Here is an 18,017-nt window from a genome sequence, read left to right as displayed (position 1 = left end):
CTTTCCCTTTTCGCGCAAACCCATATCTTGCACGGCATACGCGCGAATATGAAAAGGTATGTCACTGATGACCACCGACCCTCTTGTCGTCTTTACCCCGTCCGGCAAACGCGGGCACTTCCCCGTCGGCACCCCAATTCTGACGGCGGCCCGTCAATTGGGGGTGGATCTGGATTCGGTCTGCGGGGGCCGCGGCATCTGTTCAAAGTGCCAGATCACACCCAGCTATGGCGAATTTCCCAAGCACGGCGTCACGGTGTCAGAGGATGCGTTGAGCGAATGGAACGCCGTCGAACAGCGTTATGACGACAAGCGCGGTCTGAAACCGGGCCGCCGTCTGGGCTGTCAGGCCTCGGTTCAGGGCAATGTGGTGATCGACGTACCGCCCGAAAGCCAGGTGCACCGGCAGGTCGTGCGCAAGGCGGCAGCCGCGCGTGCCATCACGATGGACCCGGCCACGCGCCTTTACTTCGTTGTGGTGGAAGAACCCGACATGCATTCGCCCACCGGTGATCTGGAACGGCTTGAGCGCGCGTTGCGCGAACAGTGGGACATCGAAGCCGTCACGGCGGACCTGACGCTGATGTCCAAACTTCAACCGGTTCTGCGCAAGGGCAAATGGGAAGTCACCGTGGCGCTCCACAAAGGTCACAAGGACAGCGTGGCGCGTATCGTCGAAATCTGGCCCGGCCTGCATGAAGGCGGGCTGTATGGTCTGGCCATCGACCTCGGCTCGACCACCATCGCCGCGCATCTGACCGATCTGGAAACCGGCGAGGTCAAGGCATCCTCTGGCCTCATGAATCCCCAGATCCGGTTCGGCGAAGACCTGATGAGCCGTGTTTCGTATTCCATGATGAACCCCGGCGGTGATCAGGAGATGACTAAGGCAGTGCGCGAGGCAATCAATGACCTGGTCACGTCGATTGCCGAAGAGGCAGGCATCGATGCCTCTTTGATCGTGGAAACTGTGTTCGTCTGCAACCCGGTCATGCATCACTTGCTGCTGGGTCTGGACCCGGTGGAACTGGGTCAGGCCCCGTTTGCGCTGGCAACGTCGGAAAGCATGTCCCTGCCCGCCCGCGAGATGGATCTGACAACCATGAACCCACGCGCGCAGGTCTATATCCTGCCCTGTATCGCGGGCCATGTGGGCGCGGACTGCGCGGCGGTGGCCCTGTCCGAAGAACCCGGAAAGTCGCAGGATCTGGTTCTGATCGTCGACGTGGGCACCAACGCCGAAATCCTGCTTGGCAATACCAGCCGCGTGCTCGCCTGCTCCTCGCCCACCGGGCCTGCCTTTGAAGGCGCTCAGATCAGTTCAGGCCAGCGCGCCGCACCCGGGGCGATCGAGAGAATCGAGATCGACCCTGTCACCAAGGAACCCCGGTTCCGCGTTATCGGGTCGGATAAATGGTCCGACGAAGACGGCTTTGATCAGGAAATCGCCACGACCGGGATCACAGGCATCTGCGGATCCGGTATCATCGAGGCAGTGGCCGAGATGCGTATCGCAGGCCTGCTGGACGAAGGCGGCCTGATCGGATCGGCGGAACAGACCGGCACTGCCCGCTGCGTGCCCGAAGGTCGCACACATGCCTATCTGATCCACGATGCCAGCGCCGAGGGTGGCCCCCGCATCACGGTCACGCAGGGTGACATCCGTGCCATCCAGCTTGCGAAATCAGCATTGTACGCAGGTGCACGCCTGCTGATGGACGAAATGAATGTCGAAAAGGTGGATCGCGTGGTTCTGGCCGGTGCGTTCGGCGCGCATATCTCGACCAAACACGCCATGGTGCTGGGAATGATACCCGACGCGCCACTGGATAAAGTCTCCAGCGCGGGCAACGCCGCAGGCACCGGCGCACGTATCGCGCTGTGCAATATCGGATCGCGCGCCGAGATCGAGCGCGTCGTGCGCGAGATCACCAAGATCGAAACCGCCATTGAGCCGAAGTTTCAGGATCATTTCGTGGCCGCCAATGCGATCCCGCACAAGACCGACCCGTTCCCGGAACTGGCCCAGGTTGTCACGCTGCCCAACCCAAGCTTCAACACCGGCGGCGAGACCGAAGCAGGTGGCGGACGTCGTCGCAGGCGCCGCGGTTAAACCGACAGTTCAGTGACCCGTGGGAAACCTCGGGTCATTGTCCTCACCCATATCAGGCGTTGCGTCGGACCTCGTCCAGCGACGTGACGCCTAGTTGGGCCATGGCGATGCTCATTTCTTCGCTGAGTACCGACCATAGCTGTTCAAGGCCCGCTTCGCCTTCGGCCGCTATTGCAAATTGAAGGATGCGACCGAAAAAGGCAAAGTCCGCCCCGTTCGCAAGTGCCTTGAGGACGTCTTCACCAGAACGCAGCCCGCTGTCGTAGAAAAGCGAAAAATCCGGACCGACGGCCTTGCGTATCTCGGGCAGAACCGTGATTGGCGCGGGCGCACTTTCCAACTGGCGTGCACCATGGCTTGAGACCTGAATGGCGTCCACGCCCGCTGACTTGAGCCTTTTCGCGTCGTCTGCGTCCAATACGCCTTTGACCACCAGATTTCCGGTCCACTGGTCGCGCAGACGGGCCAATGTCTCCCACGTGGCCTTGGCGCGGCTTTCAGTGCGGTCGAAATCGTAGCCATCCATCCGGAAATTCGCCATTTCCGGCTTGCCTTTCAGCAGGACCGGCAAGGACCACCGGGGGTGCAAGGCAAAATCCATCACCTGCTTTGGCCCCATTTTGAAGGGCATTTTGAACCCATGACGCAACTCGCGCGGGCGTCGGCCAACCTCGGGCACATCCACGGTCAGCACCAGTGTCTCGTACCCCGCCGCCTTGGCGCGATCGACCAGCTTGAATGTGTCGCTGCCATCGCCGCTGAAATACAGCTGGAACCAGGCATGGCCTTCCGCTTCGACGATCAGATCCTCCATCGCGGTCGAGGCCACAGTCGAAACCCCAAGTGGCACCTCGTGGCGTGCCGCGATGCGGGCCAGCATCAAGTCGGCCCCCGGCGCGGACAAATTGCACATGCCCATCGGCGCGATACCAAACGGGCGTTTCGCGGGCCGGTCGAACAGCGAACTTGCCAGAGATCTTTCACTGACGTCGCGCAGGATACGCGGGCGCAAGATCATTGCATCCAAAGCGGACCGATTGCGACCGGCACCCATCTCGGCCCCGGCGGCACCATCAATATAGTCGAACACCATCCACGGAAGACGCCGCCGCGCCAGGCGGCGGGCGTCCTCGGCGCTGTGGATGGCGCTTGCGCCCATCAGGCCTGAACGGCCTTCATGAAGCGGTCGCGGATGACCACCGGATCCATCGTGATCGGCGGCATCTTGGCATTGCCGCTTTCGCATTTGCTGACGATGATGGTCATCTGTTTGACATCCAGCGCCTCTTGCAGCACACGCCCGGTGTCTTCGGCGGCACATTCGATCACGCGCTCACACCCGGCGGCCTCGGCCATTTTGGCCAGCGAGGTCTTTTGCCCCGCATAGGTCGGCTGATCGCCGGTCGAGCCGTACGAGCCATTGTCCACGATCAGCAGGATGTAATTGTCCGCCACGTTGTTGGCGATCGTTGGCAGGGTGCCCAGATTGGTCAGGATCGAGCCGTCGCCGTCGATCACGATCACCGGCTTCGGCTGCGACAGCGCCAGCCCCAGACCGATCGAGGACGCAAGCCCCATGGTGCCAAGCATGTAGAAGTTGGTGGGCTGGTCGTCGATGGCATGCAGTTCCTGGCTGGGAATGCCGATGTTGCAGACAACCAGTTGATCACGCAGGATCGGGGCGATTTCCTTCAGAATTTCAGAACGGATCATTGGTCGCCATAGCCTCCCCAGAAATTGGCGTCGGTCAGGATGGCGACCGGCTTGTTGCACATGAATGTGTATTTCAGGATCGCGTCGAGCTCTTCGACATCGGCCTGATGGTGGAAGTGGTAGGTGGGGATGTTCAGCTGAGCCAGCAGCGCCTTGGTGTGAACCGCCATTTCAACCTGGCAGGCAATGGGTTCGCGCAATTCCCCCCGGTACGATATCAGCATCGGCAGCGGCATCCGGTAATACTGGATCAGCGTGGCCAGCGTATTGATCGTTACGCCAATGGCTGTGTTCTGCATGATGATCGCGGGCCGCTTGCCGCCCATCCAAGCCCCTGCACACAGGCCCATCCCTTCGTCTTCCTTGTTGGACGGGATGTGATAGATGCCTTCGCGCTCGTCGATTTCCGCGATGACACCTGCCAATTGCTTGCACGGGACAGTGGTGACAAACGAGATATCGTTGGCCACCAGATCGTCGGTGATCTTTTTGTCTATGTTCATGATCCAGCTTTTGGTCCTGTTTGGGGCGCTAGACGCGCGATTGAGGAATTCAGGCCCTTCGGTGCACGTGTACGGCACAGGGGGCATGGCGGACGACGCGCGAAGCGGTCGATCCAAGGAAGTAGTCGCTCAGGTCCGGCTTGTGCGAGCCGATTACGATACAGTCGACATCCTTGCTGCTGGCATAGTCGATGATGGACCGCGCGGTATGGCCTTTGACGATTTCGGCCGTCACTCCTTCAAGCCCTTCGACTTTTTGCAACAGTTGCAAACGGGCCCGTTCGAACCCTTCGGCGACAACCGATTTGTCCAGATAGGCGCTGACCGATCCCTGAGGCATCTCGTAGACATGCAGCGCAATTATTTCTGCGCCCTCTCCTGACAAGGCCCGTGCGATTTCCAGTGTGTGTTGCGATATGCCGTGATCCAAAGCTAACGGGACCAGTATTTTTGTGTACATGAAGGTCTCCAGTTCTGTCAGTTCTATCCCCAGGGTCTCAGGATAATCTTCGGTGCGGCCACGGCGCCAGACCGGATATCGCAAAACGCTTGCGCGCCGTCGGCCAGAGCGCGTTCTTCTATCCAGTCCAGAGCCCCCAGCCGCCCGTCAAAGATCGCCTGAGCCGTCTGGCGAAAGTCTTTGGCGGTGTATGTGTAAGTCCCTATGAATGTGATTTCCTGCAAGGTCATCCGGCGAACATCCAGACCACCGGTATCCTCACCCAAACCCACATGCGCGATCACGCCGCCCGGTTCGGCCATGGCCGAGGCAACCGACCGCGTCGCAGCGTACCCCACGGCATCTATGACCAACGGGTAAGTCCCTTTGGCTGACTCCACCAGCGCAAAGCTTTCGATTTTCGCCAGGTAGTTGCGACGCAGCTGGTTTGGTTCCGCGATGGTCACATCGTCAACGCCCATTGCCCGCAAGGCCAACGCCGCCGCAAGGCCTATGGCCCCACCGCCGATCACCAGTGCGCGACGGTCCATCGCAGGATGCAGAGCCTCGATCCCCAACCGGACCGTATGCCAGCTGACGGCAAGCGGTTCCGCCAGCGCGGCTTTGGCAAACGAAACATCCTCCGGGACCTCAACAAGATTGCTGGCAGGCATGGTGACGTATTGAGCAAACGCCCCTTCGCGCGGCGGCATCGAGATGATCTGGCGATCCGGGCACAGGTTTTCACGACCAGCAAGGCAGGCCGCGCATTTCCCGCAGCTTACCAGCGGATTGATCGTGACACGATCACCGGCTCGTATACCGTCAACAATCACACCGGCCGCCTCGTGCCCCAGAATCAGCGGAGCCGGACGGCGGGCATCATGGCCCAGATAGGCGTGCATGTCCGAGCCGCAGATGCCAACCGCCTCGATCCGGATCAAATGCTCGGACGGACCGGCCTCGGCATCCGGCACATCACCGAACACCATCTGTTCCACACCTTGGTAAACCAGTGCCTTCATTTGGCTGTGAACCCTCCATCAACCATAAGAACCTGCCCCGTGACATAGCCGGACGCGTTCGAGCACAAAAACAGGATCGGCCCGTCGATATCCTGCATCCGCCCATTGCGCCCTATGCAGGTTTGAGCGGCGTTGCGTTCCGCGCGCTGGGGGTCGTCAAACACGGCCTGAGTCAGCTCGGTCGGAAAGAACCCCGGACCGATTGCGTTGGCGGTAATGCCAAAGGGCGACCAGGCTTCGGCCATGGCACGGGTCAATTGCGCGATCCCCGCCTTGGTCGCGCCATAGGCAACGCCGCCCGGAAAGGCCCGCGTCGTTTGCAGCGAGGCGAAATTGACGATGCGCCCCCACCCCTTCTTTTTCATTTCGGGCACCATCGCCTGGCTGAGGAAAAACGGCGCGCTGAGGTTCAGGGCAAGCGTGGCATCCCAGCCACCAGGTGTCACTTCGTCGGCGACCTCACGCGTGTTGACCCCGGCCGCATGCACCAGAATATCCGGTGCGCCGTACTTGGAATTGATCACCTGCACCAGCCCGCCGATTCCGGCACGATCCGCAACATCAGCAACGACGGCTTCTGCATCTTCGCCGATATCGGTCTGCATCTGCGCCAACGCGTCGCTGCGACGCGCCACGCCGACAACACGCGCGCCGGCCGCGGCAAGCGTTCGCGCTACCTGCCGCCCCAGCCCCGAACTGGCGCCGGTGATGCAGGCCACCCGGCCCGTCAGGTCAAACAATGTGCGCGGGTCATCCATCAGCGGTCAGATCGAACTGCTCATCCGGGAAATACTTGGCCAGACGCACATCCGCTGCGCGAGCGTGACCTTCCATACCTTCCAGTCGGGAAATCCGTGCGGTGGCTTCGGCGATCGATTTCGATCCTTCACGTGTGGCCCGCTGCCAGGTGACGATCTTCATGTATTTGTGTACACTCAAACCGCCGGTGTAACTGGCCGCACCCGAAGTCGGCAGAACATGGTTCGTTCCGGTTGCCTTGTCCCCGTAGGACACGGTGGTTTCCTCACCCAGGAACAGCGAACCATAGCAGGTCAGGCGATCCAGCCACCAATCCAGATCCTCGGCCTGAACCGTAAGGTGCTCGGGCGCATATTCATCGGAACAGGCTGCCATCTCTTCGCGGTCGGAACAAACAATGACTTCGGCATAGTCGCGCCACGCGGCCGAGGCATTTTCGCGGTTCAGCTCTGGCAGATCGTCGATCAAAACCGGAACCAGCTCCATGACTTTCTGCGCAAGGTCGCGATCATCCGTTACCAGCCAGACGGGCGAATTGTACCCGTGCTCTGCCTGACTGACCAGATCGGTTGCCACCACGTGGGCGTCCGCGGAACTGTCGGCAAGGATCAGGCTGTCGGTCGGACCCGCGATCATGTCGATGCCAACCTTGCCGTACAGGATGCGCTTGGCTTCGGCCACGAACTGGTTGCCCGGCCCCACAAGGATATTGGCGCGCGGCAAACCGAACAAACCATAGGTCATGGCAGCCACGCCCTGTACACCGCCCATGGCCAGAATGCTGTCGGCTCCGCAGATATGCGCGGCATAGACAATCGCGGGCGCAACACCTTCGCCCGGTCGCGGAGGAGAACAGGCGGTGATATGACGGCACCCGGCGACCTTGGCCGTTGTCACCGTCATGATCGCGCTGGCGATATGGCTGTAGCGCCCACCGGGAACATAGCATCCTGCCGCATCCACCGGGATCGCCTTTTGCCCCGCAACGAAACCGGGAACGATCTCCATCTGTACGTCCGACACGGTGGCCTTCTGCGTCTCGGCAAAGCGTCGGACGTTGTCATGGGCAAAGCGTATATCGGCCTTCAGTTTTTCCGGCACCAGCGCGATGGCGGCATCAATCTCGTCCTGCGTCATCAGGACATTTCCTTCGAACTTGTCGAACTTGACGGCGTATTCCAGCGCCTTGGCATCGCCACCAGCCTCGATGTCGGCAAGGATGGTCTTGACCGTATCATGCACCTCTGAGGCATGTGATTGAGCGGTTAAAGTCGCCTTTTTCAAATATTCACGAGGCATGTTCAGCAGGTCCTATTGGTAGATTTCAGGAAGCAGTGTGGTCGACACAGCAGGCACGTAGGCGATCAGGATCACCACGATCAGCATGGTCAGTACGAAAGGAATGGCCCGGGCGGCAATCTTCAGAATGGACTCACCGGTAATGCCAGATACGACGAACAGGTTCAGACCCAGCGGCGGTGTGATGAAGCCTACACCCAACGCGGTGATCATCATGATGCAGAACTGGATTTCATTCATGCCGATATTGTCGGCCAGCGGTTTCAGGATCGGTGCCAGGATCACGATGTTCGGCGTTGTCTCCATCACGCAGCCCGCTGCGATCAGGATGCCGATCATCAGCAAGATCAACAGATACGGATCATCGGTAAGCGACGTGACCGAGGCCACGAAGCCCTGTGGCACGCCCATGATCGCCAGTGCTTCGGCCAAGGGTGCCGAGAAGGCGATGATCGGCAGGATGACTCCGTTCACCTTGGCCGAACTGACCAGCATCGATGGAAAGTCCGCCAGCGTCAGTGTGCGCAGGATGAAGCCCATGATGATGGTGACGACGACGGCGGTTGCGCCGGCTTCGGTCGGGGTCAGGCGACCTGAGAAGATGCCGTAGAAAATGATCCCCGGCACGATGAAGGCGTACCAGCCCGATTTCAGCGCCTTGCCCAGATTGGCCAGCCATTCACCCATGGTCATCATGCCGCCGCCCTCATAGGCATAAAGGCGGTTCATGATGATGTTGGTGATCAGGATCGACACTAGGATGGCCAGACCCGGGATCAAGGCTGCAAGAAACAGGGTCGAGGCGGAAATACCCAGCACGAGGCCGATGATGATATAGGCGATCGAAGGCGGGATCAGGATGCCGGTACAAGCACCAGCCGCAACCAGAGCACAGGCATAGGGGCGCGGATACCCGCTTTCCACCAACCGGCTGATGGTCATCCGACCAACCGCCGCCGCCCCGGCAGCATCCGACCCTGAAATCGCGGCAAACATACCGCAGACCAGAACCGTGGCCGACCCGAACCCGCCCTTGGCAAAGCATGTCAGCGCCTCGGCTACGTCCAGGAATTTGCGCGACAGACCGGTCCGCACCAGAACGTCTCCGGTCAGAATGAACAACGGAACAGCGGTCAGGGCGAATGCGTCGATACCTGTGAACAGGCTTTCTCCGACCAGGCTGAGAGGCAGATCACCGGACATGATCAGCATCACGATCGCCGCTGTGCCAATGGCGGCCCAAACGGGCACGGCCAAGGCGATCAGGCCTACGAACAGGATCACCGGCAGGTAAAAATCCCAGCCCAGTTCAACGGTTTGATTGAGGGAATTCCAAAGCATTCGTTTTCTCCTCAGTCAAACAGCTTGTCGCCTTCGAAGACGGGGGTGCCGTCACGAAGTGATTTCACGTCACGCAGGAAAGATTGGATCAGCCGCCATATCATCAAGGCGAATCCGGCGGGCACCGCCATAAGGAACCAGACTTTCGAGACCCGAAGCCCATCCGTGACCGAGCCGAACTTGGCCGAGACATGAACCGCCTCATACGACCAGTAGAGCGCGATGATCGCCACGCCGAACATCACGAGATCGCCGAAAATATACAGCACCGCCTTGGGGCGTGGTCCGATGTAATGCATGATCACATCGATCCGGATATGCGCCCGCTCTTTCACCGCAGCCGCGGCACCGATCCAGGCCAGGTAGATGAAGGAATACCGAACGATTTCCTCGCCCCAGATCGACGAATAAGCAAAAATCTCGCGCCGCAGCACTTCGATGGCCATGGTAATCACCAGCATCACGTAGAACACCAGCAGCAACCAGCGCTCTGCGTTCCGGTCTATGTTTTGAAGAATGGTCATCTGATCCTCCGGCGCAGATACAGCCTGACCCACGCCTAGCTTGGCGGGATGTTGTCGGGCTGACTGAATGTAAAGTTCGTGGACGCCTGTCAGGCGTCCACGGCTTGGGCCTTAGGCGTCGTGGACGTAATATTTGCCTTGAGTACCGGCGGCTTCGACCAGCTTTTCGAAGTTTTCCATCGATCCGGCCAGTTCCATCTTGAACGGATCCCAATCGGCGTTCTGATACCCGCCTGCATCCTGCCATTCCGCCAGTTGATCGTCACTGAGCGAATGGAACTGCACCCCGGCCTTGTTCAGCTCGGCCATGGCATAGGCGCGGGCCGACGGAACCTTGGACAGGTTCTGATGGCTGGTCATTTCCGACCCCCACATGATGCCTTCCTGCACATCAGCCGGCATCGAGTTGAACCATTCCAGATTACAGGAATAAACTTGGCTGTCCGGCACCGCCTGCGTGAAGGTCACATGGCTGAGGATGTCCTTGAAGCCGAAGACATAGAGTGCGCCAACCGAAGGATCGAGCGCATCCGCAACGCCCTGCTTGATGGCCGAGGGGGTCTCGCCCCAGGCAACGGGCGTCGGGTTGGCGCCGACCATCCGGTAGTATTGTTGCAGCATCTTGGATCCCGGCACGCGGAACTTGATCCCGCTCATATCACCGGGTGTGAGCACGGCATTGCCGCCCTGACGAACCGCAACGACGCGCGGGTCGATGTTCACATAGAACAGAGCCTTGAACCCTGCCGCTTCGACCTTGGGGTGAACCTCACTTTTCCACGTGTCCGAATGGACAAGGTTCGTGAAACGCTGGTTCGAGCCGCACAGGTACGGCATGTTGATCAGGTCGACTGTCGACGCGAACGGCGCGAAATTCGACAGCGAATGCTGCGCGGCCTGAATGGTGCCGCCCTGCACCTTCTGGACCAGTGCGCCACCCGCACCAAGCTGACCGCCGGGGGCCAGTTTGACATAGACCTTGCCGTTTGTGGCGTTCTGGATGTTCTCTTTCAGATCCAGTTGCATGATGGGGTAGCTGCGCGATGCGCCCAGCACGTAAGCTGTGGCTACTGTCATTACATGGTCAGCGGCCTTTTCACGCTCGCTTTCTTCCTTCGCGGTCTGCGCGGCGGCCTCGGAAGACCACAAAACGCCCCCTGCCCCAGCGACCAATGCGGCCGTAAACGCGCCACTGGCGCTCAGTTTCAGAAAATTGCGGCGCTCGGCCGATGCCATTTCGGTCTTGTCGGTTTTCATCAATTGCCCTCCCAAGCAAAAGTTCAGCTGCCGTCTTGTGCGTCCCGGTCAGCTTCCTTTTTCAGAATTGCGACAACGAACAGGATCGAAGCCGCGAACAGAACCAACATCTCTCCAACGTCGCCAAGAAACGCGCTGCTCGCAAAAGCACCCAAAGCGACATTTGCGAAATAGATCGCAAAAACGATGACTGATGCAGCGAGATACATTTCCGGGACTCCCTTCAGAATCGGCTCAAATACATTTGTAAGCGCTTACATCATAAATGCAAGCGCTTACATAAACGCTTTCATCCTTGGAAAAATGCGACTAACTTAGGCGAACCGGAATTGAGAGTTCGAGAATGTCAAAACATCGGTCCGCACCGACGCTGGATGACGTTGCCAAGGCAGCAGGCGTTTCAACTGCCACCGTGTCACGGTGCCTGAACACCCCGCAACAGGTGGTCGAGGCAACGCGGAAACGTGTTCTGTCTGCCGTAGACACCCTTGGCTACACGCCGAACTTTGCAGCCCGAGTGATGGCTGCACGGCGTTCTTTCACGATCGGCGCGATAATTCCGACGATGGAAAATGCAATCTTTGCAAGGGGGTTGCAGGCGTTCCAAGAAGAGATCCACAAACAGGGCTACACCTTGCTGGTCTCCAGCTCGGCCTATCAACCGGCCGCAGAAGAAGAACAGATCCGAACTCTGGTTGCGCGGGGCGCCGACGGGCTGTTGCTGATCGGGCATGACCGTGACGCGCAAATCTACGACTATCTCGAAAGGCGTAAAGTGCCGGCCCTTGTCGCGTGGTCCTTCCTGCCAGACGAACCAATACCGTCCGTCGGGTTTGACAACAGACGGGCGATGAAGGCTTTGACAAGCAAGATCATCGAATTAGGCCATACGCGGTTGGCAACGATTTCAGGCATCAGCAAGGGCAACGACCGTGCGCGTCTGAGGATCCAGGGGATAAAAGACGCGATGTCCCGACATGGACTGTCGCAGGACGACCTGTCGGTGATCGAAACCTCGTACGAGATTGAAAACGGCGCCGATGCGTTCAAGCATCTCATGTCGAATGACAACCCGCCGACCGCGGTGTTGTGCGGCAACGACGTTCTGGCCGTCGGTGCGGTACGCCAAGCTCAGCAGATGGGACTGCGGGTGCCCGAAGATGTATCGATCACCGGATTTGATGATATCGAGCTTGCGCGCATTGTCGCCCCTGCCCTGACAACTGTCCATGTTCCTCATCGTGACATGGGGCGCAAGGCTGCCCAGGCGTTGATTCAGATGATCGAATCCAATGCACCGGGCAAATCTGTTGAACTGCCGACGCACATCGTTGGCAGAGAGTCCTTGCTTGGCCTCAACAGCTAGAACCGGCTATACAAGCCCTTTGATCAAATCCGTGGAAACACGTGCCGATTAGATCTGCGAAGGTGGTGGCAAAGCCACGCAGCGTCACCTTTTTCAATGAAATAACAGCGCCTTGCAGTCCGATTTGGAGCGGGTAGCGGGAATCGAACCCGCGCGTTCAGCTTGGGAAGCTGACAGGCTACCATTACATCATACCCGCCTTGTCAGATGAAATAACACCAGAACATCCAGACGTTCAACCCGGATCGCAACCAACCTTTTTCGGGGTCTTACTCGGTTCGGGCTCGCAGGCTGTCGATCAGGGACTGGTCGACTGCCAAGGTCTTGCCTGCCGCTTCCAAGGTACGGCGATCCAGATGTTGGGGGTTCAGATCAACCCCTTCCGAAAACGCCTCGACAATGGCCTTCATGGCCGTAATCCTGGCATATTTCTTGTTGTTGGACGGGATCACGTGCCAAGGGGCAACTTCCGTGGACGTCCGTGCCAGCATTTCATCCACGGCCACCTCTGCGACATCCCATTTTTCGCGGTTTCTGAAATCTTCATAAGTCAGCTTCCAGCGTTTCATCGGGTTGGTCAGCCGCTCAGTAAATCGGCGCATCTGCTCTTCCTGTGAAATGTGGAAGAACAGTTTCACGATTCGAGTCCCGTCATCGACCAGCATTCGTTCGAAATCATTGATTTCCTGATACGCGGCCCGCCAGCGTGTTTCCGGGGTCAGCTTTTCGATCCGCTCAACCAAAACCCGGCCATACCAGCTGCGGTCGAAAGCGGAAATCGCACCCGAAGGCGGCAGGCGTTCCCAGAAACGCAACAGATAATGCCGGTTGAGATAGTAGTTCCGGGGTGCACCGATCGGCCAGACCTTGAAGCTGCGCGGGTCCAGGGCCTGACTGATCCGGCGAATAGTCCCCCCTTTTCCGGCAGCGTCCCACCCTTCGAAAACCAACACGCCCTTGAGCCCATGAAACAGATAAGCTTGCTGAATTCCGGCCAATCGTGTCTGCAATTCGATCAGCTGATCGAAGTAGACCTTTTTGTTCAGTTTCCGGGTCAGATCCGCATCCGAGAGTTTTGGGGGGTGATGTTTACTCATGCTGCTACCTGGTCAATGCATCCTGGATCAGGGTATTCTGAAGCCTTCTGCAAATTCGACATTGATCAGGGTCAAATGCAAAAGGCCGGGCGCTGAGCCCGGCCTTTGCAGTCTGTGTCGTTCAGATCAGGCGCGGCGCCGACGGCCACCACCGCGACGTCCACCTACGGGTCCTGCGGCACCCGCTTCGTCCGGTGCTTTGTTGAACCGGATCCACTCACCGCCATGTGGGTCGTTGTTGGTCAGCAGGTTTGCCGCGCGGATGGCTTCCATTTCCTTGCCGGCGCGCGGCTTGGTCGATCCCAGACCGAACATCTGCACGAAGGTTTCATCGTCCATGCCTTCAGGCAGGATGATACCGGCTGCCGCCACGGCCTCTTTTTTCTCGGCGATCTTCTTCTGCGTCACGGGCAACGCCACCGGGTTCATGATGGCCGAGGTCATGCCCGCACCCATCGCCATCGGCAGGAACGCGTTGTTGATGCCGTGACGGTTCGGCAGACCGAACGAGATGTTGGACGCACCGCAGGTGGTGTTCACACCCAGTTCTTCGCGCAGACGACGGACCAGCGCGAACACTTGCTGACCGGCGGTCGCCATCGCACCGATGGGCATGACCAGCGGGTCAACCACGATGTCATGTGCAGGGATGCCGAAATCGGCAGCGCGCTCGACGATCTTCTTGGCGACGTCAAAGCGCACATCGGGGTCTTCCGAAATGCCAGTGTCATCGTTCGAGATAGCCACGACCGGTACGTTGTACTTTTTGACCAGCGGCAGAACCAGTTCCAGACGTTCTTCTTCGCCGGTGACCGAGTTCAGCAGTGGGCGGCCTTCTGCGGCCTCAAGGCCGGCTTCCAGCGCGCCCGGAACCGACGAGTCGATACACAGCGGCACGTCAACCAGACCCTGCACCAGCTCGACGATCTTTCGCATCAGCGGTGGTTCGGTCTCGTTCGGGTTGGGGTTCGAGTTGTAGACAACGCCCGCATTGATATCCAGAACGGTCGCGCCAGCCGCCACCTGAGCCAAGGCGTCCTTTTCAACGGTCGAAAAGTCGCCCGCTTCCAGCTCGGCGGCCAGTTTCTTACGGCCGGTCGGGTTGATCCGCTCACCGATCACGCAGAACGGTTCGTCAAAGCCCAGGACGGCTGTTTTTGTTTTTGATTCTACGACTGTTCGGGTCATGTCCGTTCCTTAGGAGTTAACAGGCTTTGCCGAAGCGCCGCCGTTATTGATCGCCCAGTTGGCGTTGGTCTTGATCCCGCCCAGCGGGAAGAAGTGCACGTTGGTGATGTTGAAATCCGGGTTGGCCGCCTTGTGGTTGGCCAGTTCGGTCACGACATCGGTCGGCTCGTAGGGCAGCAACAGCTTGGAGACATCCATGGCGCGCTTTTGCAGAACCTTCAGAGACGGCCCAACGCCACACGCGATGGCGAATTTGATCAGGGTTTGCAGCTTGGCCGGACCCGCGATTCCGATATGGATCGGCAGATCGATGCTCGCTTCCTTCAGGCTGTCGGCCCAGGCGATGATCGGCTTGGTGTCAAAGGCGAACTGTGTTGCCAGCGCCATTTCGGCATCCGTGGTCTCGTTGAACTTCTGCTTCCAGCGCAACGCGTCATCGACGTTCTTGGTCGAACCGTCGGGGTCGATGTCCTTGTTGCCTTCGGGGTGGCCCGCCACGTGCAGGCGCTTGAAGCCCGCCTTGTCAAACAGACCGGTTTCCAGCAGCTGCATCGAGCTGTCGAACTCGCCGTGCGGGTTGGCGACACCGCCCGCCAGCAACAACGCCTGTTCAACGCCTGCTTCGCCCTGATACATGGCGATCCAGTTTTCCAACGTCGCCGCATCCTTGACGATACGTGCCGGAAAATGCGGCATGACAGGGTAACCTTCCGCCGCAATTCGCTTGGCGGTCTTGACCATGTCTTCGATGGGCGTGCCCTCGATATGGGCGATGTAAACGCGTGTCCCCTCGGGCAGCAGCGCGCGGAAATCGTCGACCTTTTCGGCGGTACGCGGCATGACCTCGATCGAATAGCCTTGCAAAAAGGCTTCGACGGTCGGATTTACTGGGCCGCTTTCGACCGCATCACGTTTCTTGAAGTTCAGCAAAGCCATTTCGGCCTCCCATAAAGTCTGGGGCTCATGCCCAACCGTCATTTGCGATCAGCGCTTTGACGCGGTCCTGATCGTATTCCGTTTCCAGACGCACAGCCTCGGCTTCGGCAATCTCGGCAGGATCGCCTTCAACCGCGAAAGGTTCGGCTTTGCGCCATTCGGCCAGATAGGCATCACTGTCCTTGGCGTTCACCTTCATTGCGGCACGGTCGATTGCTTGTTCAAACCGTTCTTCCAACTGCCGCTTTGCGCCACGACGGCCTTTGCCGACGATGACCTGAGCGGGAATGTCGCGCCAATATACGATGGTGACGTCAGGCATTGCTGTGATTCCTCCTAACCCGATGGGCCGGTTCTAAACTTCAATGTAGGCCTGCGTCGGTCGATTTTCGACACACGACGCTTTCCAAACGACGTTTTGCGCCCACTGCTGTGTAGTGGCTTTTACCCAGTTTCCGGGAAAACGCGCATATCATAATTCTCATCGTCTCTATGAAAGCGCTGCATGAAAAAGAAAAACCCCGGACGGGAAAAACCGTCCGAGGCAAGAATTGATGGGGCAAATGGCCTTAGCCGACCAAACCGCCATCTTCGCGCGTAATGGCGATAATGGCCGAGCGTGGCACCGAGTCCCCGCCTTCAGGCCAATGGCTGTTGCCATCTTCGCCCGGGTGCTGAATGCCGACAAACATCGTGCGACGGTCCGGCGACCAGCTGAGACCGGTGACCTCGCATTCGTTGGGGCCAACCAGAAAACGGCGGATTTCGCCGGTGACAGGGTCGCCTGCCAGCATCTGGTTGTTGCCCTGCCCGGCGAAGTCACCTTCGTTGCCATAATTGCCATCGGTCTGAATCCACAGCAAGCCGTTGCTGTCGAACTTCAATCCATCGGGTGAGTTGAACATATTGTCGGCGTTCACGTTCTCGGATCCGGCATAGGCGTCTTGGTGGACAGTGGGATTGCCTGCCAGAACGTACAGATCCCAGCCAAAGCCAGCCGCAGCATGATCGCCGCCATCCGGGCGCCAGCGAACGATCTGACCGTAGTTGTTCTTGTCCCTCGGGTTCGGGCCGTTGACCGAGGTATCGTCGCCCCCTGCATTCGGCTTGACGCCACGGTTCTTGTTGTTGGTCAAGCAACAGTAAACCTCGGGCGCGTTTGGATTAGCCGCAACCCACTCGGGACGATCCATGGTGGTTGCTCCAACCGCCGAACCAGCCTGACGGGTGTGGATGCTGATCTCGGCCTGCGAGGCCATGCCAGTGCTTTCCGGCGTCAGATCAAGCCACTCACCGGTTCCATCGTCGTTGAACTTGGCAACCGAAAGTGTGCCTTGTTCCAACAGTGCGTTTGTGTCCACACCAGCGGCATAAACACCTTCCGAGACAAAGCGGTAAAGAAACTCGCCGCGTTCATCATCGCCCATGTAAACGACGACGCGACCGTCATTGTTTACTATGACTTCGGCGTTTTCGTGCTTGAAGCGTCCCAGAGCGGTCAGTTTTCGCGGAGTCGAGGTTGGGTCAGTCGGATCGATCTCAACCACAAAACCAGCACGGTTCGGTTCGTTTGGGTTTTTCGAGACGTCGAACCGGTCATCAATTTTGGCCCAACCGTAACCCCAGTCTTTTGACGATACGCCATAACGTTTCAGATCAGCATTGACCTCGTGGTTTTCGTCTTCGGCCGAGAAGTAGCCATTGAAGTTTTCTTCACAAGCCAGGTAAGTGCCCCACGGCGTCACGCCATTTCCGCAATTGTTCCATGTTCCCTTGCACGTCGTTCCGGACGGATCGGCGGCCGTTTTCATCAAGTCATGACCGGCGGCCGGACCCGTAATGGACATTTCGGTCTGCGGTGTAACGCGGCGGTTATAGGGGCTGTCCTTCACGATGCCCCACTTGCCATCGGTGCTCGCGATTTCCACGATCGTGACACCATGCGCCATCATGCCCTTTGCGATGTCGTCATCGGATGCTGGCTTGGCGTCCGGATTGTTGCCCCACAGGATGTCACGATTGGTATATTCGTTGTTTACAACCAGCAGAACGTGACCGTCATGCAAGAAAATGTCCTGACCATCGGTATTGTCACCAAAGGCGCGTTCCTGGCTGGCAGCCGTACCACGGGTCGCGTGATCGAACTCTGGCGCGTCCGACCAAAGCGGATCGCCCCAGCGCACCATAACATCCGCCTTGTATCCAGCGGGAACAATGACCTCGTCCGCAGTCGACACGGGAATCGCCTCAAACGCGAAGCGGTTGGAAACCGCGTGAGCCCCTGAAGGAATCAGCGAGCCACCAACAGCTGTGAAACTACCCATCGCCAAAACGCCGCCCAAAAAACCGCGACGGGACAATGCGCGTTCGACAACGCGATGAAATTCACATTCTTCTGGGCGCGGATTTACGACTTCATCGAATTCGTCGAAGGAAAGGATGCGCTCATCTTTCATT

At 58.8% G+C, this 18,017-nt stretch carries 18 protein-coding genes and 1 tRNA gene; 2 read left to right on the top strand and 17 right to left on the bottom strand.

The features are described from left to right. Positions 1–67: 67 nt before the first annotated feature. Positions 68–2,113 carry an ASKHA domain-containing protein gene (locus tag GOW09_RS04080; protein ID WP_171116544.1) on the top strand — a complete coding sequence of 682 codons (2,046 nt, stop codon included), beginning with the start codon at positions 68–70 and terminating at the stop codon, positions 2,111–2,113. 52 nt (positions 2,114–2,165) lie between these two features. Here the strand turns inward: GOW09_RS04080 and GOW09_RS04075 are convergent, their stop codons facing one another. The 11 genes from GOW09_RS04075 to GOW09_RS04025 all read right to left on the bottom strand — a co-directional run bounded on the left by GOW09_RS04075 (position 2,166) and on the right by GOW09_RS04025 (position 11,182). Continuing rightward, positions 2,166–3,272 carry an alpha-hydroxy acid oxidase gene (locus GOW09_RS04075; protein WP_171115853.1) on the bottom strand — a complete coding sequence of 369 codons (1,107 nt, stop codon included), beginning with the start codon at positions 3,270–3,272 and terminating at the stop codon, positions 2,166–2,168. Next, on the bottom strand, positions 3,272–3,826 hold the full coding sequence (comE, locus tag GOW09_RS04070) for a sulfopyruvate decarboxylase subunit beta (RefSeq protein WP_171115851.1): 555 nt from the start codon (positions 3,824–3,826) through the stop codon (positions 3,272–3,274). The genes GOW09_RS04075 and comE overlap by 1 nt, the downstream gene beginning before the upstream one ends. Beyond that, entirely contained in the window at positions 3,823–4,329 is a 507-nt protein-coding gene (gene comD, locus GOW09_RS04065; RefSeq protein WP_152458032.1) for a sulfopyruvate decarboxylase subunit alpha, read from the bottom strand. The genes comE and comD overlap by 4 nt, the downstream gene beginning before the upstream one ends. 49 nt (positions 4,330–4,378) lie before the next feature. Further along, positions 4,379–4,789: a universal stress protein gene (locus tag GOW09_RS04060; RefSeq protein WP_171115849.1), complete on the bottom strand. Its 411-nt coding sequence runs from the start codon at positions 4,787–4,789 to the stop codon at positions 4,379–4,381. A gap of 23 nt (positions 4,790–4,812) precedes the next feature. Next, positions 4,813–5,793 (bottom strand): zinc-binding dehydrogenase, encoded by a 981-nt coding sequence (locus GOW09_RS04055; RefSeq protein WP_171115847.1) that lies wholly within the window; start codon positions 5,791–5,793, stop codon positions 4,813–4,815. Beyond that, positions 5,790–6,551: an SDR family NAD(P)-dependent oxidoreductase gene (locus GOW09_RS04050; protein ID WP_171115845.1), complete on the bottom strand. Its 762-nt coding sequence runs from the start codon at positions 6,549–6,551 to the stop codon at positions 5,790–5,792. Before GOW09_RS04050 ends, GOW09_RS04055 begins: the two co-directional genes overlap by 4 nt. Beyond that, the gene (hisD, locus tag GOW09_RS04045) at positions 6,544–7,851 is read right to left on the bottom strand and encodes a histidinol dehydrogenase (RefSeq protein WP_171115843.1); all 1,308 of its coding nucleotides are present in this window, start codon (positions 7,849–7,851) and stop codon (positions 6,544–6,546) included. Before hisD ends, GOW09_RS04050 begins: the two co-directional genes overlap by 8 nt. A gap of 12 nt (positions 7,852–7,863) precedes the next feature. Next, positions 7,864–9,192, bottom strand: coding sequence for a TRAP transporter large permease (locus tag GOW09_RS04040; RefSeq protein WP_171115842.1), 1,329 nt, complete (start codon positions 9,190–9,192; stop codon positions 7,864–7,866). Positions 9,193–9,203: 11 nt separating this feature from the next. Beyond that, positions 9,204–9,716, bottom strand: a complete 513-nt coding sequence (locus GOW09_RS04035; RefSeq protein WP_171115839.1) for a TRAP transporter small permease — start codon at positions 9,714–9,716, stop codon at positions 9,204–9,206. A 111-nt stretch (positions 9,717–9,827) separates the two neighbouring features. Beyond that, the gene (locus GOW09_RS04030; RefSeq protein WP_171115837.1) at positions 9,828–10,973 is read right to left on the bottom strand and encodes a TRAP transporter substrate-binding protein; all 1,146 of its coding nucleotides are present in this window, start codon (positions 10,971–10,973) and stop codon (positions 9,828–9,830) included. Positions 10,974–10,996: 23 nt separating this feature from the next. Next, entirely contained in the window at positions 10,997–11,182 is a 186-nt protein-coding gene (locus GOW09_RS04025) for a hypothetical protein (protein ID WP_171115836.1), read from the bottom strand. A 134-nt stretch (positions 11,183–11,316) separates the two neighbouring features. Here GOW09_RS04025 and GOW09_RS04020 point away from each other — a divergent pair, with 134 nt between their 5' ends. Beyond that, positions 11,317–12,339: a LacI family DNA-binding transcriptional regulator gene (locus GOW09_RS04020; RefSeq protein ID WP_171115834.1), complete on the top strand. Its 1,023-nt coding sequence runs from the start codon at positions 11,317–11,319 to the stop codon at positions 12,337–12,339. 125 nt (positions 12,340–12,464) lie between these two features. Here the strand turns inward: GOW09_RS04020 and GOW09_RS04015 are convergent. The 6 genes from GOW09_RS04015 to GOW09_RS03990 form a co-directional block, all read right to left on the bottom strand. After that, positions 12,465–12,538 (bottom strand) — tRNA-Gly (locus GOW09_RS04015). A 70-nt stretch (positions 12,539–12,608) separates the two neighbouring features. After that, positions 12,609–13,436: a polyphosphate kinase 2 family protein gene (locus tag GOW09_RS04010; protein WP_171115832.1), complete on the bottom strand. Its 828-nt coding sequence runs from the start codon at positions 13,434–13,436 to the stop codon at positions 12,609–12,611. A 126-nt stretch (positions 13,437–13,562) separates the two neighbouring features. Then, positions 13,563–14,624: a methyltetrahydrofolate cobalamin methyltransferase gene (locus GOW09_RS04005; protein WP_152458043.1), complete on the bottom strand. Its 1,062-nt coding sequence runs from the start codon at positions 14,622–14,624 to the stop codon at positions 13,563–13,565. Between the two features lie 9 nt (positions 14,625–14,633). Then, entirely contained in the window at positions 14,634–15,560 is a 927-nt protein-coding gene (locus tag GOW09_RS04000; protein ID WP_171115830.1) for a methylenetetrahydrofolate reductase, read from the bottom strand. A gap of 25 nt (positions 15,561–15,585) precedes the next feature. Continuing rightward, positions 15,586–15,882, bottom strand: a complete 297-nt coding sequence (locus GOW09_RS03995) for a virulence factor (RefSeq protein WP_117868895.1) — start codon at positions 15,880–15,882, stop codon at positions 15,586–15,588. A gap of 247 nt (positions 15,883–16,129) precedes the next feature. Beyond that, positions 16,130–18,016 carry a PhoX family phosphatase gene (locus tag GOW09_RS03990; protein WP_171115828.1) on the bottom strand — a complete coding sequence of 629 codons (1,887 nt, stop codon included), beginning with the start codon at positions 18,014–18,016 and terminating at the stop codon, positions 16,130–16,132. Position 18,017: the final 1 nt, after the last annotated feature.

The sequence above is a fragment of the Ruegeria sp. HKCCA5463 genome (genome assembly GCF_013034175.1).
Lineage (GTDB): Bacteria > Pseudomonadota > Alphaproteobacteria > Rhodobacterales > Rhodobacteraceae > Ruegeria.
The sequence above is the reverse complement of the archived record's forward strand: the minus strand, read 5'-3'. Positions and strand labels throughout refer to the sequence as shown.

Bases quoted from the DNA above. Each gene is read 5' to 3' on its own strand.
- GOW09_RS04060 (WP_171115849.1), bottom strand. From the start codon at position 4,789: ATGTACACAAAAATACTGGTCCCGTTAGCTTTGGATCACGGCATATCG.
- hisD (WP_171115843.1), bottom strand. From the start codon at position 7,851: ATGCCTCGTGAATATTTGAAAAAGGCGACTTTAACCGCTCAATCACAT.
- GOW09_RS04055 (WP_171115847.1), bottom strand. From the start codon at position 5,793: ATGAAGGCACTGGTTTACCAAGGTGTGGAACAGATGGTGTTCGGTGAT.
- GOW09_RS04075 (WP_171115853.1), bottom strand. From the start codon at position 3,272: ATGGGCGCAAGCGCCATCCACAGCGCCGAGGACGCCCGCCGCCTGGCG.
- GOW09_RS04020 (WP_171115834.1), top strand. From the start codon at position 11,317: ATGTCAAAACATCGGTCCGCACCGACGCTGGATGACGTTGCCAAGGCA.
- GOW09_RS04025 (WP_171115836.1), bottom strand. From the start codon at position 11,182: ATGTATCTCGCTGCATCAGTCATCGTTTTTGCGATCTATTTCGCAAAT.
- GOW09_RS04005 (WP_152458043.1), bottom strand. From the start codon at position 14,624: ATGACCCGAACAGTCGTAGAATCAAAAACAAAAACAGCCGTCCTGGGC.
- comD (WP_152458032.1), bottom strand. From the start codon at position 4,329: ATGAACATAGACAAAAAGATCACCGACGATCTGGTGGCCAACGATATC.
- GOW09_RS04050 (WP_171115845.1), bottom strand. From the start codon at position 6,551: ATGGATGACCCGCGCACATTGTTTGACCTGACGGGCCGGGTGGCCTGC.
- GOW09_RS03990 (WP_171115828.1), bottom strand. From the start codon at position 18,016: ATGAAAGATGAGCGCATCCTTTCCTTCGACGAATTCGATGAAGTCGTA.
- GOW09_RS04080 (WP_171116544.1), top strand. From the start codon at position 68: ATGACCACCGACCCTCTTGTCGTCTTTACCCCGTCCGGCAAACGCGGG.
- GOW09_RS03995 (WP_117868895.1), bottom strand. From the start codon at position 15,882: ATGCCTGACGTCACCATCGTATATTGGCGCGACATTCCCGCTCAGGTC.
- GOW09_RS04030 (WP_171115837.1), bottom strand. From the start codon at position 10,973: ATGAAAACCGACAAGACCGAAATGGCATCGGCCGAGCGCCGCAATTTT.
- comE (WP_171115851.1), bottom strand. From the start codon at position 3,826: ATGATCCGTTCTGAAATTCTGAAGGAAATCGCCCCGATCCTGCGTGAT.
- GOW09_RS04035 (WP_171115839.1), bottom strand. From the start codon at position 9,716: ATGACCATTCTTCAAAACATAGACCGGAACGCAGAGCGCTGGTTGCTG.
- GOW09_RS04000 (WP_171115830.1), bottom strand. From the start codon at position 15,560: ATGGCTTTGCTGAACTTCAAGAAACGTGATGCGGTCGAAAGCGGCCCA.
- GOW09_RS04040 (WP_171115842.1), bottom strand. From the start codon at position 9,192: ATGCTTTGGAATTCCCTCAATCAAACCGTTGAACTGGGCTGGGATTTT.
- GOW09_RS04010 (WP_171115832.1), bottom strand. From the start codon at position 13,436: ATGAGTAAACATCACCCCCCAAAACTCTCGGATGCGGATCTGACCCGG.